The organism is Methanothermobacter tenebrarum, assembly GCF_023167465.1.
Classification (GTDB): Archaea; Methanobacteriota; Methanobacteria; order Methanobacteriales; family DSM-23052; genus Methanothermobacter_A; species Methanothermobacter_A tenebrarum.
In genome coordinates, this window is record NZ_AP025698.1 from 1,273,619 (window position 1) to 1,288,064 (window position 14,446).

Here is a 14,446-nt window from a genome sequence, read left to right on the forward strand (position 1 = left end):
GGGATTAGGAATGTGTATAGCAGCGCCTGCTCAGATAATAGAGATTGACGAGGAAGAGAATAGTGCAGTGGTTGATTTTGGTGGTGTGAGGCAGAAGGTTAAGCTTGATCTTGTGGAGGATGTTAGAGAGGGTAGATATGTCCTTGTACATTCAGGTTATGCCATCGAGGTTCTGTCTGATCAGGCTGCGAGGGAGTCTCTGGAAGCATGGGATGAACTGTTGAAGGTTCTTGAAGAGGAGGACCTGGATTAGTATATTGAGACTCTCTTCACTCCTTCTATTTCTAGGAATTTTTTAAGGAGATCGCCTGGGATAGGTTTTTCTGTTATAATTGTCAGTTTTGGGTTTTCTTCAAGTTCTGGGTCGCTTGCATGTGCTTGTCTTATACTTATGCCCTTGGAGGCTATTAGGGTTGCTGCTTTTGCTAATATTCCCGGGCTGTTGGCGTTTGCTTCTATTTCAACAACTCCAAATTCGAGGTTTTTTGCCGTTTCTTTGAGCAGGGCTCCTGCCGGTATTATGTTTTTGAAGATTTCCTTTAGGTCGTTATCTTGGAGTATGACTTGTGTGGTTGCTCTTATTGTTCTTCTGTCAACGTTAACGGCTCTTGCAAGGGCCATGTCACTTATTTCCACGTCTCCACAGTATATTTTCCCGTTGGTGTTTACTCGGAATCCGAGTTCTACGATTTTTTTGGCCACGTTTATTCTTGCAGGGTATTTTTGGAATTTGTGTTTTATTTTCTCCCACATCAAAACCACCAATGTACATTATTATACAAGTAAGATTTAAATAGTACTTTAAAGTATAAGTATTTTGTGCATAGACAACAAGGAGCAATAACCATGCAAGGAAGTGAATACTTTTGGAAAAACCCCTAAGGCATTCAAACTCGACCTAAAAGACCCATTCAAATTATTCAAACAATTATACCACAACAATGATTCTGTTTTTCTCCTGGAATCAATGGAAAGCGACACAGGACTCTCAAGGTATTCTTTCATAGGCTTCGACCCCATATTAACCATCAGGGCAAAATCAAACATCCTCGAAATAGAAACAAAAGACACAAAAGAAAAAATACACACCAAAAACCCATTTAACATCATAAAAAATTTCCTGAAAAAAGAAAACAAATCCAAAGGCTTCGCAGGCGGACTAGTAGGATACATCTCATACGAATCTGCAAGATTCTTCGACAAAATCCCAATAAAACCCCCAGACTTCCCAGACTTCGAATTCGGCCTATTTCTCGATGGAATAAAATTCAACCACCTCACAGGCAAATGCACCTACATAACACTCACAGAAAACCGACTAGATCACATAAAAGAAGCCTCAAAGGACAACCCCCAAGACCATGAAAAACTCTCCTTCAAATACAAAGGAAGAATCTTTTCCAAAGACCAATACGAGGGAATGGTCCTAGAAACAAAAGAGAGGATAAACAAAGGAGAAATATTCCAAGCAGTAATATCAAACGCCCACAAATACAAGATAAAAGGCAACAAACTCCACTTCTACGAAGCCCTGCGAAAAGTTAACCCCTCACCATACATGTACCACCTCAAACTAGGTGAAAGGGAAATCATAGGCTCCAGCCCAGAAATGCTCGTAAGAGTCGAAAAAAGGAACGTTGAAACATTTCCCATCGCAGGAACGCGCCCAAGAGGATCCAATGAAAAAGAAGACAAGAAAATCGCAGCCGAACTCTTATCAGACGAAAAAGAACTAGCAGAACACCTAATGCTAGTAGACCTTGCAAGAAACGACATAGGAAGAATCAGCAAATATGGTTCAGTCAAAGTCAAAGAATACATGAGCATAAAAAAATTCTCACACGTACAACACATCCTCTCCCATGTAAAAGGAGAGCTCAGAGAGGATAAAACAGCAATCGACGCACTATCATCATTATTCCCCGCGGGGACGGTTACAGGAGCCCCCAAAATACGTGCAATGGAGATAATAGATGAAATAGAAGGCATACCAAGAGGCGCATACGCAGGAGCCCTAGGATACCTCTCATTAAACGGAAATGCCGACTTTGCAATAACAATAAGATCCCTCATAACCCAAGGAACCCAAGGCAAAATACAAGCCGGCGCAGGCATAGTATACGACTCAATACCAGAAAAAGAATTCCTAGAATGCGAAAACAAGGCAAAAGCACTCCTATATTCACTCAAAATAGCGGGTGAAAAAAGATGATACTCCTAATCGACAACTATGACTCCTTCACATACAACCTCCACCAACTCATCGGAGAAATCATGAAAGAAAAAAACATGAACCAAACCCTCAAAGTACTGAGAAACGACGATAAAAAGCTCCTAAACCTCGATAGGTCAAAAATCGAAAGTATAATAATATCACCAGGACCAGGCACCCCCCTAAACAAGAAAGATTTCGGATACTGCCATGAAATAATCAAAAAATTCAAAAACAAACCAATACTAGGTGTCTGCCTTGGCCACCAAGGAATATACACAGCATTCGGCGGCAAACTATGCTACATAGAGCCCACACACGGAAAAGTAACAACAATATTCCACAATAGCAACCACATCTTCAAAAATATCCCAAACCCCATCAAAGCCACACGCTACCATTCAATCGCATGCGACTCATTCCAAATACCAGAAGAAATCGAAATAATAGCATGGTCCGCAGACGGGATCATCATGGCAATAAAACATAGAAAATATCCAATCTACGGCTTACAATTCCACCCAGAATCCATAGGAACAGCCTATGGAAAGGCAATACTCAAAAACTTCCTCCTAAACAGGTGAATCCCAAAATGATACTAGAGAAAATAATCACAGAAAAAAAGAAAGAAATCTCCAAAATCAAAAACAAGGAACCAATCAATGACTTAAAGGATAAAATAAGTACAAAGAACCCCCCAGAGGATCTTAAAAAGGCGCTCAATAGAGGATTTTCCATCATATGCGAATATAAGAGGGCTTCACCCTCAACAGGACCCATATCATCAAAAAAATTAGAAGAAAGTGTAAAATCGTTCGAAAGTGGGGGTGCAAGTGCCATATCAATTTTAACGGAAAAAAGATTCTTCAATGGAGACATTAAACACCTTGAAAGGGCAGAATCAATAACAGACATTCCAATCCTGATGAAAGACTTCATAATAGACGAATACCAGATATTCCAAGCAAGAGCCTATGGAGCAAGCTCAATACTCCTAATAGCCAGCATATGCCCCAACCTAGAAGCATTTATACAACTATCCAAGAGCCTACACATGGAACCCCTCATAGAATGTGGAAATTCCCTAGAAATCTGCAAAGCCCTTGAAAACGGGGCAGAAATAATAGGGATAAACAACCGGAACCTAAACAACTTTACCATCAACCTGAACAGGACCAAGGCATTCGCACCCCTCATCCCCAAAGAAAAGATCCTAGTATCAGAAAGTGGAGTGAAAGAACCAGAAGATGTTAAAATACTCCGCGAATATGGTGCAGACGCAATTCTAATAGGAACAGGAGTCATGAAATCAAAAAACCCAGCAGATTTTATAAAAGACCTTTTAATTGCAGGAACCATCACCCCCAAGGGAGGACCCCGAATTGAATAAGATCAAAATCTGCGGTATAACAAACAGAGAAGACCTCAAACTAATCACCGACAAAGTGGATTACATAGGATTCATAAACGTTAAAAGATCACCCCGCTATCTCCCACTAACCAAGATCATGAAATTGGCAACCGACAAGAAAAAAGCCGTCCTCGTATTAGAACCAAAAAACCCAGAAGAAGTCACAGAAAAGGTTGAAAAAACAAACATATCCAATATTCAACTCCACTCCCTCAACCCATCACAAATAAAAAAACTAAAAATTCAACTCCCAAAAAACGTGCTACTCATAAAAGCTGTTGGAATCCCAGACACACTAACCCCAAAGAAAAAAAAGGAAATAAAATCCTTCACCAGAGTCTCAGACGCCATACTATTCGATTATGAACTCCAAGGGAAAACAGGAGGAACAGGAAAACAAATACCAATAGATATAGCATGCCAAGCAGCAAATATCGCCACACATACAAAAAAGAGTATAAAACTTTTTCTCGCCGGTGGGATGAACCTCCAAAGCCTAAAGGAAAATTACAAGCTTATAGATTCCCATTTCGATGTTGTGGATTTTAATTCATCCCTCGAAAAATCACCAGGGATAAAAGATCCAAGTAAAATCAAGGAATTGCTAGATTACGTGGACAAGGTGATCAGATGATAAAAGACGGCAAATTCGGCAAATATGGTGGAATATTCGTACCAGAACTCCTAATACCAGCATTAGAAGAACTAGAATCAGCATTCTTCAAATACAAAGATCATAATAGATTCAACAAAGAACTCGACTATTACCTGCGAGAATTTGCAGGAAGACCAACCCCATTATACTTCGCATCAAACCTCTCCAAAAAACTAGGATGCAAAATATACCTCAAAAGGGAAGACCTACTCCACACAGGAGCCCACAAAATAAACAACACACTAGGACAAGGACTTTTAGCAAAATATATGGGTAAAAAAAGGTTAATAGCTGAAACAGGGGCTGGACAACATGGCATAGCAACAGCAGCAGTTGGTGCGATGCTAAAAATGCCAGTAGACGTTTACATGGGAGCAGAGGACATAGAACGCCAAAAACTCAACGTATTCCGAATGGAAATTTCAGGAGCCAGGGTCATACCAGTAGATACAGGATCAAAAACATTAAAAGACGCCATCAACCAGGCAATGCGAGACTGGATAAGCAACATAGAAGACACACACTACCTAATAGGCTCCACAGTAGGCCCCCACCCCTATCCCACAATGGTAAAACACTTCCAGAGCATAATCGGAGACGAAACCAGACAACAGATACTGGAAAAAGAAGGAGAACTGCCAGATGTTATCATGGCCTGCGTAGGTGGTGGTAGCAATTCCATAGGGATATTCTCCGCATTCATAGAAGACAATGTAGAACTCATAGGAGTCGAAGGAGGCGGAACCGGCCTAGAAACGGGCGAACATGGAGCCACACTCTGCAAAGGCACCAAAGGAATACTACACGGTTCACTATCCAAAGTACTACAAGATGAAGATGGCCAAATAAAGGAAGCACATTCAGTATCAGCCGGACTAGACTATCCAGGGGTTGGACCGGAACACTCACACCTCAAAGAGATTGGAAGGGCACAATACGTGGCTATAACAGACCACGAAGCTCTAAGAGGTTTCCAATTACTCTCAAAATATGAGGGTATCATGCCAGCCCTTGAAAGCGCCCACGCAATAGCCTACATGGAAAAATATGCTAAAAAACCTGAAAACAAGGGTAAAACAATCATAGTGAATCTCTCAGGTCGTGGGGACAAGGACATGTTTCTAGCAGCTAAACTACTAGGAGTGAGACCATGAAAACATACCATGAAATGTTCACAGACCTTAAAATGAGAAAAGAAGCTGCACTCATGCCATTCATTGTAATAGGAGATCCAGATTTCAAAACCTCGCTAGAAATAGCAAAAACCCTAATCAACAATGGCGCAGATGCGCTCGAAATAGGATTCCCATTCTCAGACCCAATAGCAGACGGTGCAACAATACAGGAAGCAGACACAAGAGCCCTGAAAAATGGAATAACAGTAGACAAATGCTTCAAATTTCTAAGAAAATTGAGAAAATTCACACCAATACCCATAGGATTACTCGTTTATTACAATCTCATCTACCAACGTGGCGTGGAAAAATTCTACAAAGATACAATGAAAGCCGGTGTCAACAGTATACTAATCGCAGACCTACCCCCAGAAGAAGCAGAAGAAGCCCTCAAAGCCTCAAAAAAATATAACATTGATCAAATATTCATCATAGCCCCCACCACCTCCAATAAAAGACTGAAGATGATCTCAAAACACGCATCAGGATTCCACTACCTCGTATCAGTCATGGGAGTCACAGGCGCGAGAAAAGAAGTTAAAAAAAGCACCCTCACCTTCATAAAAAGGGTTAAAGAAAATGGGAAACTCCCAGTAATGGTGGGCTTCGGAATCTCCAAACCATCACATATAAAAGAAATAACCAAGGCGGGGGCCGATGGGGCCATCGTAGGAAGCGCGATAATAGATATAATAGCGAAAAACTTGGACAAACGGGAAAAAATCCTCGAAGAAATCGCAAGATTCACCAAGAAGATGAAAAAAGCCACAAGGAGGCCATAGATGATAGAGGTTGAATTTAATAATATTATCCAGAAGATAACAACAAGCACAAATCTAAGAGAAAAGGAAGCATACAATTGTATGATGGACATGATCCATGGAAAACTCAACGACATCCAAACAGCCGCAATACTAAGCTCTCTAGCCACAAAAGGAGAAGCAGTCCCAGAGATAACAGGATTCGCAAAGGCCATGAGAGATTCTTGCAAGACAATCAAAACACCCCCAGGGGTGGATGTCGTTGACAGCTGCGGTACCGGGGGCGACAGACTCAAAACATTCAATATAAGCACAGCAGCCGCGATAATAGCAGCATCAGCAGGAGTTCCAATAGCAAAACATGGAAACAGGGCGGTTACAGGTTCATGCGGAGGTGCTGACATCCTAGAAGCGGCTGGGGTGAAAATAGACATCCCCATCCAAAAAGTAGAACTTTCACTAGAAAAAATAGGAATCACATTCATGTTCGCGCCAAAATTCCACACAGCCACCCGTAACGTAATGCACATAAGACAAACACTCGGCATAAGAACAATATTCAACATCCTAGGCCCGCTAACATCCCCGGCAAAAGCCAAAATACAATTATTAGGCGTTTTCGACCCATCCTATGTGAAACCACTAGCAGAGGTCCTCTCCAGACTAGGCGTTAAAAAGGCCATGGTAGTGCACGGTTTCGATGAAAAAGGCGAACCCGCCATTGATGAAATATCCATCATGGGCAAAACACACACCGCCATCCTAGATAATGGTAAAATCCATACAAAAAGATTATACCCAGAAGACTTCGGATTAGAAAACGGAGAATCCGAATCAATAAAAGCAGCGCCCACAGTCCATGAAAACCTCAAAATATTCCTATCCGTTTTAAAGGGTGAAAAAGATTCAAAAGCGACTGAAACACGACTTAACATCACACTCGCGAATGCCGCAGCCCTCCTTTATTTAGGAGGGAAAGCCAAGAACCTTGAAGATGCCGTGGAGATAAGCAGAGAACGTGTTGAATCAGGGGACGCCCTGAAAAAATTGAAAGAATTCATCAAATTTACGAGGGATGGGCCCGCTGGGATTTGAACCCAGGACCTCACGGTTATCAGCCGTGCGCTCTAACCACCTGAGCCACGGGCCCCCCAACCTTCACTTATAAATGCTCAAATCAGATCCTCCAATAGGAACTGTAAGCCCATAATATTATATACTCCAATAAACCTTACCCTTCCGGGAATCCCATCCTAGATGATGACTGGATCCATAGACATTATAGAGGTACTGGTTTCCCCCATATAAATATTTTTTACTATGAATCTGAAATGCGTTGATGGAATACTAATAGTCTTTTCATCTCATTTAGGGCTTCTTTAAAGTTTACATTTTGGATTATGGATAGTGTGCATCCTACCATGACAGAGGATATCATCATTGACATCCTTAACATTTCCATGTGCTCAGTTAAGGTTTGGATTGTATCCCTTATCCTCTGTTTTGGGTCATGCTTTCTTCTGAGTAGTATAAGTTCTGGGGGTGATTCTATCAATATTATCAGGGAAGGTTTTATTATTTTGATGGGTAGTGATAATATGTAGCCTATAGGTGATTGGTCAAGGCCATGCAAGTCTACTAGGGCTTTTCTTTGCTCTTTTATTTGGAGTGCTGCCTCTTCCCATACTTGGTATTGTGTTCGTATGGGGAGTGAAAATAGTTCATCTTCTGTCTCTGCGAGGCTTTTTTCCCTTGCGATCTCTAACATGAGGTCTCCATAGTTTATATGGGGATAATCCACTTTCTTTGATAATTTTTTACACAGGCTGGTTTTACCCACGCCCGGTACTCCGACCACGCTTATAAGATCCTTTTTCCTTGGCATTTATAACTTGTTTACCATTTCTGTGATAGCATCTGCCATTAGATGTCCTGCTATGATGATTTCAGCCCTGTCGATTCCTTCAACCTGTTCCACCATGTTCTTCGCATCCATGGCCATCCTAGCCGCGCTCATGCAACCGGGATTGGTTGGTCTTATTGTTATCTTAGCTATTGTCTGGTCTCTCTGTTCTATTTCGATGTTTTCGACCAGTCCCATGTCCATTATACTTATACCCATATGTGGATCTGAGACCTTTGCCAAAGCTTCCTCTATTTTCTTCACAAGATCATCTGCCATTATATTACCTCTGATTATGATTTGATGATGGGGGGGTTTGATTTTTCTAATCTTTATCATAGTTTAGCATTTAAATAGTTTATTATTTGGTTCTGTGACGCACTTTAACTGCCACACCATATTCTGCTTTTATCATCTCTTCTCCGTTTAGGATTGCTTTACCAACCCCGACAAGTTCTTCTTTTCGTGTTATTATAACCTCGTCTCCTGGGATTATATTAGGATCCGCGTCCACCACCCCTGGTGCGAATAGGGTGTTTGAATCTAATTTGAAGTCTATTTCAACCCATTTAATCTTTAAATCTGCTAGTAGACGCCCCCCATGGAGTGTGGGCACATATAATCCCCTGTCCATCATTAAAGTGTGAAGGTGATTATTATCCTTGTCTAGGATTATCTTATTATATCTCCCCTTTATCTTGAAATCTTCAGGTATTATATTAGCCCCTTTTTCCCCAAATTGGTACTTTGCTATAGATTTTAACCCGTTAAAAAGTTTTATACGTGCAGGTATCCTCTTATAACCTCTTATATTCTCCTTAAGGTTTTCCATGGATTCTTTGGATGTTGGTTTACCGTTTATGCAAGTGAATTTACATTCATCAAGATACTCCTCGCAGACCTCCCTGTAGCCGCCGGTTACATGTGCTATAACATCCCTATCCTTAACATATTCACTTAAAACCTCACCTGTAACCTTTTTTTCTTCCCATGACCATCTGCCAGTTGTTGAAACATCATAGGATGATATTGGATATGTATTTTCCATCTCCCTTGGGCAGATGGCGAAGGGTGACGTTAGTATCACTTCTTGGATCCTCCGAGTAACCTTCCTGAATATCTGATGAGACCTAGAAGTTGAATAGGGTTTTTTCATACTACAAGGTAATATTACCACCGCCTCTCCAATAGGTTCTAAAAGTTTCATCCTCTTACGCCAACGGACAGCCTCCGGACGATAAAGGGATTCCTCAATGGAACATTGCACCCTCATCATCTAGGAATCCCTCCCGGGTATTGAACCATCCAACCATTTTATACCTGCAAGTTCTGCAAGTTCTCTTTTAAAGGAGAATATATCAGAATCATCTAACAATCTAATATCATCCTTGCCAGTTACCCGTGCGAAATCAGCAATCTCACCAGTAGCAACCTTTATAAAGTTTTCCAACCTTTTGGTTGCATTTTCAAGGTTGAAATGTTTCAGTAGGTGGGGATCATGTGTTGTGATGCCAGTAGGGCACATCCCAGTATGACATAGACGGTGTTGTTCACAGTTAAGAGCTATGAGGGCTGCGGTGCCAATATAGATGGCGTCAGCGCCAAGAGCTAAACATTTCGCCATATCGGCTGAAGTTCTGAGACCGCCACCAGCTATAAGGGAGACCTCATCCCTTTTCCCGGCCTTTTTAATTATGCGATCCGCCCTTGGAAGCGCGCTGATGAGTGGAAGACCCACATTATCCCTTATATGCGTGAAAGCCGTGCTCGTACCCCCACCAAACCCGTCAATACTTATGAAATCAACACCAGAATCAAGGAGTAATCTGATATCATCTTCTATGTGCCCACATCCGATCTTGGCCCCTATGGGGGCCCCGGAGCTAACTTTGCGGAGCCATTCAATTTTTTCCTCCAACTCCTCAGCATTTTTTATATCAGAATGATGGGCTGGTGAATAGGCTCCTTCACCCCTTCTTATGCCCCTTATCCGCGCCACGTCTGAACTTATCTTTTCAGGGGGTAGATAACTTCCCTTACCAGGATAGGCTCCCTGGCCAAATCTTATTTCTATGGCAGCGGCCTTCTCTATAATATGCTTGTTTAATCCGAATCTTCCAGTTGAATATTGTAGGATGAGCTGGGATGATGCAACCTCCAACTCATATTCGAGCACTCCCCCTTCACCCGAATTATAGGCCACACCTAATCTTTTAGCCGCAGTTGCAATGGCCTTTTTAGCCTTTTCTGATATGGCACCATAGCTCATTCCGCTTATTATGATGGGTGAATTGACTTTAAGCGGTTTTTCAGCCTCTGGGCCGATTGTAACCTTCGTGTTAACCTTTTCATCCTCATTTAATGGTATCCTATGTACCTGTGCTGGTATGAAATTTATATCATCGAATGTGTATGGTGGCTTTTTTTGGGAGCCCATTGAACCTATAACCTTTTTTCCCTTTGCCATTATCTTTATCTGGATAATCTTCTCATAGTCTCTATGGTCTTCGCCCCTTCTCCTCCGGCGCATGAAAATGCGCTCATCACCTATAAGGTCTTTGTTACAGAAATAAAGACCTTCTAGTTTTTTTTCATAGTATACTGGGCATGATGCGCAAAGGCACCCCCTCTCATGCACCTCGGATTGGCTGTTACCCCTAAGACAATATAATGATTCTCCATGGAAAGGATAACTTGGACATTTCGGGCAAAGACACTCACCCTCTGGCAATTACACCACCCCCCCATAAACCTGGAAAGTCAAAGTTTGAGTTCTCTGTGCAATCTTTTAAGTCTTTCAATTGCTGGATGATCCTCTTCTAGCCTCTTTTTCCATTTTTCCACTACAAATGATATGTCTACTTCCCTTTCCCCGTTGATGAGGTTATCTGCATGTGCAACTATCTTCTCTTCTAGGGTGACTGGCATATAATCTTTTGGGGGTAGGCCCAATAGGATAGCCTCATCCCTTGGTATGCCAGCCCCTATATGCCTTTCAACTATCCTTATTATCCGCTTAGGGTATCCTCTCTCCTTGAGGATTTTGGCCCCTATTATTCCATGTTGAATGCTGTTAGTCTTGCATCTTCCTATGTCATGTAAAAGGGCGGCTTCCCTGATCAGTTTTTTATCAACTTTAAAATTCTTGGATATTTCAAGCGCCTTTTCGGCCACCTTTTTAGAATGGTCTATGACCCAGGGGGGACAGCCAACTTCTTTAAGCAGGCGGATGCTCAAAAAGTCACCTGAAATCCCTTTTAAGAATAAGATTTGAAGTTCAAGGGTATTTCTGAGCCATTATTTTCATATAGGCTCAGTTCCCTTCTGAGTTGTTGTATTATCTCTGAATTGTCCATATATTCAAGTTTCTCATGGCATTCTGGGCATCTGAAATTGTTTTCAGCAGCTTCATCAAAGGTGTACCGGTAATGGCCGTTTTTGCATGCGAAGAACATGTTATTTTCTTCGAATGCCAGTAGTTCCCTCAGGTTTTCCACGATCTCCTGGTTTCTTTTCTTTATTATCTCCTCAACCTTCTCTGATTCGAATTTCCACGTGTAAGTGTACCATTGAGTCTCAGGGTCCTTGCTCCTCTTGTAACTTGCTATACCTGCATCATAGAGTTTATATAATATCCTGCGGACCGTGTTCAATTTTAAGTGGGTTTTCTCGGCTATCTCCTCATCGGTTATACTCCCCCTCATCAAGCACTCAACTACTGGCACACCCTCCTCCTCATTGACTATTTCATGGATCAACTCTTGTATTAGTGTATTGTTAATCAATTAAACTCCCCCTGGCACTTGAAAACAACCTATTGAAAAACTTGCGCTGCTATTTTTCCCGTAATCTGACAGTACCACTTTTAGATTTTTGTATGTAATCTTATGAAACTAATATTATATAAATTTATATATAAAAGAGAAATGGAAGTTTTTAAATATTGGTACCCCCTCTCGAGGTTCAACATAAACCCACCCGTAAACCCCACCCATACCAGCTAATTAACCTACACAAGGAGTTTCCACTCCTATTCCCATATCCTATGATGGGGGTTAAAGTTCCCTGATTATAAGTGCGGGCACATGTTCAATTGATTCAAGACTCCTAATAGTTATATTATCCTTTTCTTCTTTAAAGATCTTCTCCATATCATAGACTGTTTCAATATGATCTCCACGACTCTTATGATAATCCTCTGCAATCTTCGCTATCCTAAGCATATCCTCCAAGTCAATCTTCTCTGAAGCTGCAAGTGGCGTTGGTAACACCGTATCTGAGAATCTTCCAAGAAGATAACCCCAAAATCCAGTATCAGATTTTATACCATCCACAGCACAGGGCAAGGGAGTGAAATAATATCCCCCCAACTTGTAAGTAGCATCAGTATCAATTATAATAACAGTAACATCCTTACCATACCTATCCTGTATACTCTTGGCAACATGCTCTGAAACACCTTCAGGATCCTCGGGTAAAAGAGCTACTAGAGTCCCTGGGAGATTACTCAAATCAACACCAGCCTCGGAACCTGGCTTCAAAGCATGCTTAATACCATAATATCTGAGCACAACCTCCTTATGGGCTCTGGCCTCCCTTGGGAGTCTTCTCAGATTCTTCACCGTCCTCTTTTTCACCCTGAACAAGGGCCCCAGTATATAACCCCAAATATACTTAGACCACACATCCGCAAGTAAAAAAGCTAAAAAAGAAGGTTCATACTCTGATTCATCAACTATACGCCCCTGTGATATGGCCACAGGCGTCTCAGAAATTACAAGATAATCCCCGTCCTCAACCATCGGACCGGCCCTATCTATAAGCTTATCCAAGCCCTCATTAGGTCTTATATAGCCTGTTTTCACTGGGATAATCCTATACTCGCCCATGGGAGATCATCTTCCCAATTTTATAGGTGGAGCCCACACTTTCAAATCAATCCCTTCTATAAGGGCCCTTTCACCCTCCAATTGCACTATCACTCCAGAGTGTACCTTCTGCATCATACAATGATGGGGTATGAAACGGACAGTCTCGCCCACGGAAGGTAACCTCCCCTCTATTATACCCTCAAATCCGCTGACAAGACATATTCCAATCTCCTTGAATTCAAAATCCTTATCAAGCCTGTGACATGGACCCACTATATGAACAGTGATAAGACCATGAACCTCATCTATTATCCTGGCAAAATGTGTTATGGGACAACCAAGGGGCCTGTAACGGATCACCTCCCCCACATCAAGTTCTTCATTCGTGAAGGGATAAAGTATTTCCCGGCAGGAACTCTCACCAGGGAGTGGTTTCAATAGAAAGTCAGCCTCGTAATTATCTAGGAGACCTACTATCACCTTCTCCTCGGGTATTATTTTCTCCTCCTTAAGTAGTCTTTGAAGTTCATCAAGGTTCTCTGCGAAAATCTCCTGGTATAGGAATCTGCAATCTTCGACTTTAGCATATCCCCTTATTAGAGCGCCTGCAAATTCATCACATCTTGCATAACCGCATATACCACAATTAAAACCTGGGAGGAGTGAAATAATCTCTTCCTTAACCGATCTTTTCTCCATCATAGAAACCTCTCACAAAAAAATATATTCTGAAAAGCTTGGAATTAGGAGCGACCCTACTCGCCCTGGTATGTTTGGAAACCATCTATTCTCCGGAGTATTCCCCTATGATATTTCTTGTTAACCCTTGTTTCACCCACACACAACGTACATACCGCAAGTGGGGCTGAGTGCCTGAGTTTTTCACTCCCAAGGGAAACCTCAGGGCTTTTAACCATCTCATCAGCCAATTCCAGGCAACCCTGGCCACTTAAACCATTAGCTTCTATTATCTTAGCATTAGGGTTTACTTCTAATATTCTCTCCCTGAATATTTCACGTTCAGCCTGTGATATCATATCACCCTTCGTTACCACCACAATATCCGCTGTTGAAAGGAACGGACCGACCTTCAATGGCGTGTTAGGCCCGCTTGTAGCGTCTATGACACATACACCCAGGCAGTTTTTTGTATAGGGCGCGCACCTATGACATAATCCAGCAGTTTCTATTATGAGAAAATCTGAATTGTTTTTTCGCGCCCAGTCTATCATATCCTCTATATTGTATATCGCGTAATGGTCTGGGCACATGTCCATTGACAAGCCCGTGAGGGTTGGTACGCCTATCTTCTTAAACTTTTTATCATCGTCAGTGTATAGGCAGTCAATTTTAACAACCGATGCCGTGAAACCATCCCTCATAAGACTCCTTAAAACGTGTACTAAGACCGCTGTCTTACCAGAGCCAGGAGTCCCCGCCACTATAACCATCCTCATC

18 protein-coding genes and 1 tRNA gene are annotated in these 14,446 nt (G+C 41.9%); 8 read left to right on the top strand and 11 right to left on the bottom strand.

Translation table 11 applies throughout. The features are described from left to right. The first annotated feature begins 10 nt into the window (after positions 1 to 10). On the top strand, positions 11 to 253 hold the full coding sequence (locus MTTB_RS07155; RefSeq protein WP_248564321.1) for a HypC/HybG/HupF family hydrogenase formation chaperone: 243 nt from the start codon (positions 11 to 13) through the stop codon (positions 251 to 253). On the opposite strand, the gene trpY is transcribed toward MTTB_RS07155, so the two are convergent. After that, complete coding sequence (gene trpY, locus MTTB_RS07160; RefSeq protein WP_248564322.1) at positions 250 to 753, bottom strand: TrpY family transcription regulator; 504 nt, start codon at positions 751 to 753, stop codon at positions 250 to 252. The genes MTTB_RS07155 and trpY overlap by 4 nt on opposite strands. Positions 754 to 856: 103 nt before the next feature. On the opposite strand from trpY, the gene trpE reads away from it, so the two are divergent. From trpE to trpD, 7 genes are read left to right on the top strand one after another with little or no spacing between them, the layout of a single operon-like run. Continuing rightward, positions 857 to 2,212, top strand: coding sequence for an anthranilate synthase component I (gene trpE / locus MTTB_RS07165; RefSeq protein WP_248564323.1), 1,356 nt, complete (start codon positions 857 to 859; stop codon positions 2,210 to 2,212). Continuing rightward, positions 2,209 to 2,796: an anthranilate synthase component II gene (locus MTTB_RS07170; RefSeq protein ID WP_248564324.1), complete on the top strand. Its 588-nt coding sequence runs from the start codon at positions 2,209 to 2,211 to the stop codon at positions 2,794 to 2,796. The genes trpE and MTTB_RS07170 overlap by 4 nt, the downstream gene beginning before the upstream one ends. A gap of 8 nt (positions 2,797 to 2,804) precedes the next feature. Then, a complete protein-coding gene (trpC, locus tag MTTB_RS07175; RefSeq protein WP_248564325.1) occupies positions 2,805 to 3,602 on the top strand; it encodes an indole-3-glycerol phosphate synthase TrpC in 798 nt (265 codons plus the stop codon). Next, positions 3,595 to 4,257: a phosphoribosylanthranilate isomerase gene (locus MTTB_RS07180; protein WP_248564326.1), complete on the top strand. Its 663-nt coding sequence runs from the start codon at positions 3,595 to 3,597 to the stop codon at positions 4,255 to 4,257. Before trpC ends, MTTB_RS07180 begins: the two co-directional genes overlap by 8 nt. Continuing rightward, positions 4,254 to 5,432: a tryptophan synthase subunit beta gene (gene trpB / locus MTTB_RS07185; protein WP_248564327.1), complete on the top strand. Its 1,179-nt coding sequence runs from the start codon at positions 4,254 to 4,256 to the stop codon at positions 5,430 to 5,432. Before MTTB_RS07180 ends, trpB begins: the two co-directional genes overlap by 4 nt. After that, positions 5,429 to 6,235: a tryptophan synthase subunit alpha gene (trpA, locus tag MTTB_RS07190; protein WP_248564328.1), complete on the top strand. Its 807-nt coding sequence runs from the start codon at positions 5,429 to 5,431 to the stop codon at positions 6,233 to 6,235. Before trpB ends, trpA begins: the two co-directional genes overlap by 4 nt. Continuing rightward, entirely contained in the window at positions 6,236 to 7,309 is a 1,074-nt protein-coding gene (gene trpD / locus MTTB_RS07195) for an anthranilate phosphoribosyltransferase (RefSeq protein ID WP_248564329.1), read from the top strand. Here trpD and MTTB_RS07200 read toward each other — a convergent pair. The 10 genes from MTTB_RS07200 to MTTB_RS07245 all read right to left on the bottom strand — a co-directional run bounded on the left by MTTB_RS07200 (position 7,291) and on the right by MTTB_RS07245 (position 14,445). After that, positions 7,291 to 7,364: transfer RNA gene (locus tag MTTB_RS07200), tRNA-Ile, on the bottom strand. The genes trpD and MTTB_RS07200 overlap by 19 nt on opposite strands. Before the next feature lie 168 nt (positions 7,365 to 7,532). After that, complete coding sequence (locus MTTB_RS07205) at positions 7,533 to 8,099, bottom strand: adenylate kinase (protein ID WP_248564330.1); 567 nt, start codon at positions 8,097 to 8,099, stop codon at positions 7,533 to 7,535. Beyond that, positions 8,100 to 8,396 carry a metal-sulfur cluster assembly factor gene (locus tag MTTB_RS07210; RefSeq protein WP_248564331.1) on the bottom strand — a complete coding sequence of 99 codons (297 nt, stop codon included), beginning with the start codon at positions 8,394 to 8,396 and terminating at the stop codon, positions 8,100 to 8,102. It lies immediately after the preceding gene. An 82-nt stretch (positions 8,397 to 8,478) separates the two neighbouring features. After that, the gene (locus tag MTTB_RS07215; protein ID WP_248565313.1) at positions 8,479 to 9,390 is read right to left on the bottom strand and encodes a DUF5591 domain-containing protein; all 912 of its coding nucleotides are present in this window, start codon (positions 9,388 to 9,390) and stop codon (positions 8,479 to 8,481) included. 3 nt (positions 9,391 to 9,393) lie between these two features. Further along, positions 9,394 to 10,848, bottom strand: coding sequence for a glutamate synthase-related protein (locus MTTB_RS07220; protein WP_248564332.1), 1,455 nt, complete (start codon positions 10,846 to 10,848; stop codon positions 9,394 to 9,396). Positions 10,849 to 10,877: 29 nt separating this feature from the next. Next, positions 10,878 to 11,354, bottom strand: a complete 477-nt coding sequence (locus MTTB_RS07225) for a TIGR00295 family protein (RefSeq protein WP_248564333.1) — start codon at positions 11,352 to 11,354, stop codon at positions 10,878 to 10,880. Positions 11,355 to 11,374: 20 nt separating this feature from the next. Next, a complete protein-coding gene (gene tfe, locus MTTB_RS07230) occupies positions 11,375 to 11,902 on the bottom strand; it encodes a transcription factor E (protein WP_248564334.1) in 528 nt (175 codons plus the stop codon). A 270-nt stretch (positions 11,903 to 12,172) separates the two neighbouring features. Then, positions 12,173 to 13,006: a coenzyme F420-0:L-glutamate ligase gene (locus MTTB_RS07235; protein WP_248564335.1), complete on the bottom strand. Its 834-nt coding sequence runs from the start codon at positions 13,004 to 13,006 to the stop codon at positions 12,173 to 12,175. A gap of 6 nt (positions 13,007 to 13,012) precedes the next feature. Further along, positions 13,013 to 13,690 carry a (Fe-S)-binding protein gene (locus MTTB_RS07240; RefSeq protein ID WP_248564336.1) on the bottom strand — a complete coding sequence of 226 codons (678 nt, stop codon included), beginning with the start codon at positions 13,688 to 13,690 and terminating at the stop codon, positions 13,013 to 13,015. Positions 13,691 to 13,743: 53 nt separating this feature from the next. Next, positions 13,744 to 14,445, bottom strand: a complete 702-nt coding sequence (locus MTTB_RS07245) for a GTP-binding protein (protein ID WP_248564337.1) — start codon at positions 14,443 to 14,445, stop codon at positions 13,744 to 13,746. Between the last annotated feature and the right edge of the window lies 1 nt (position 14,446).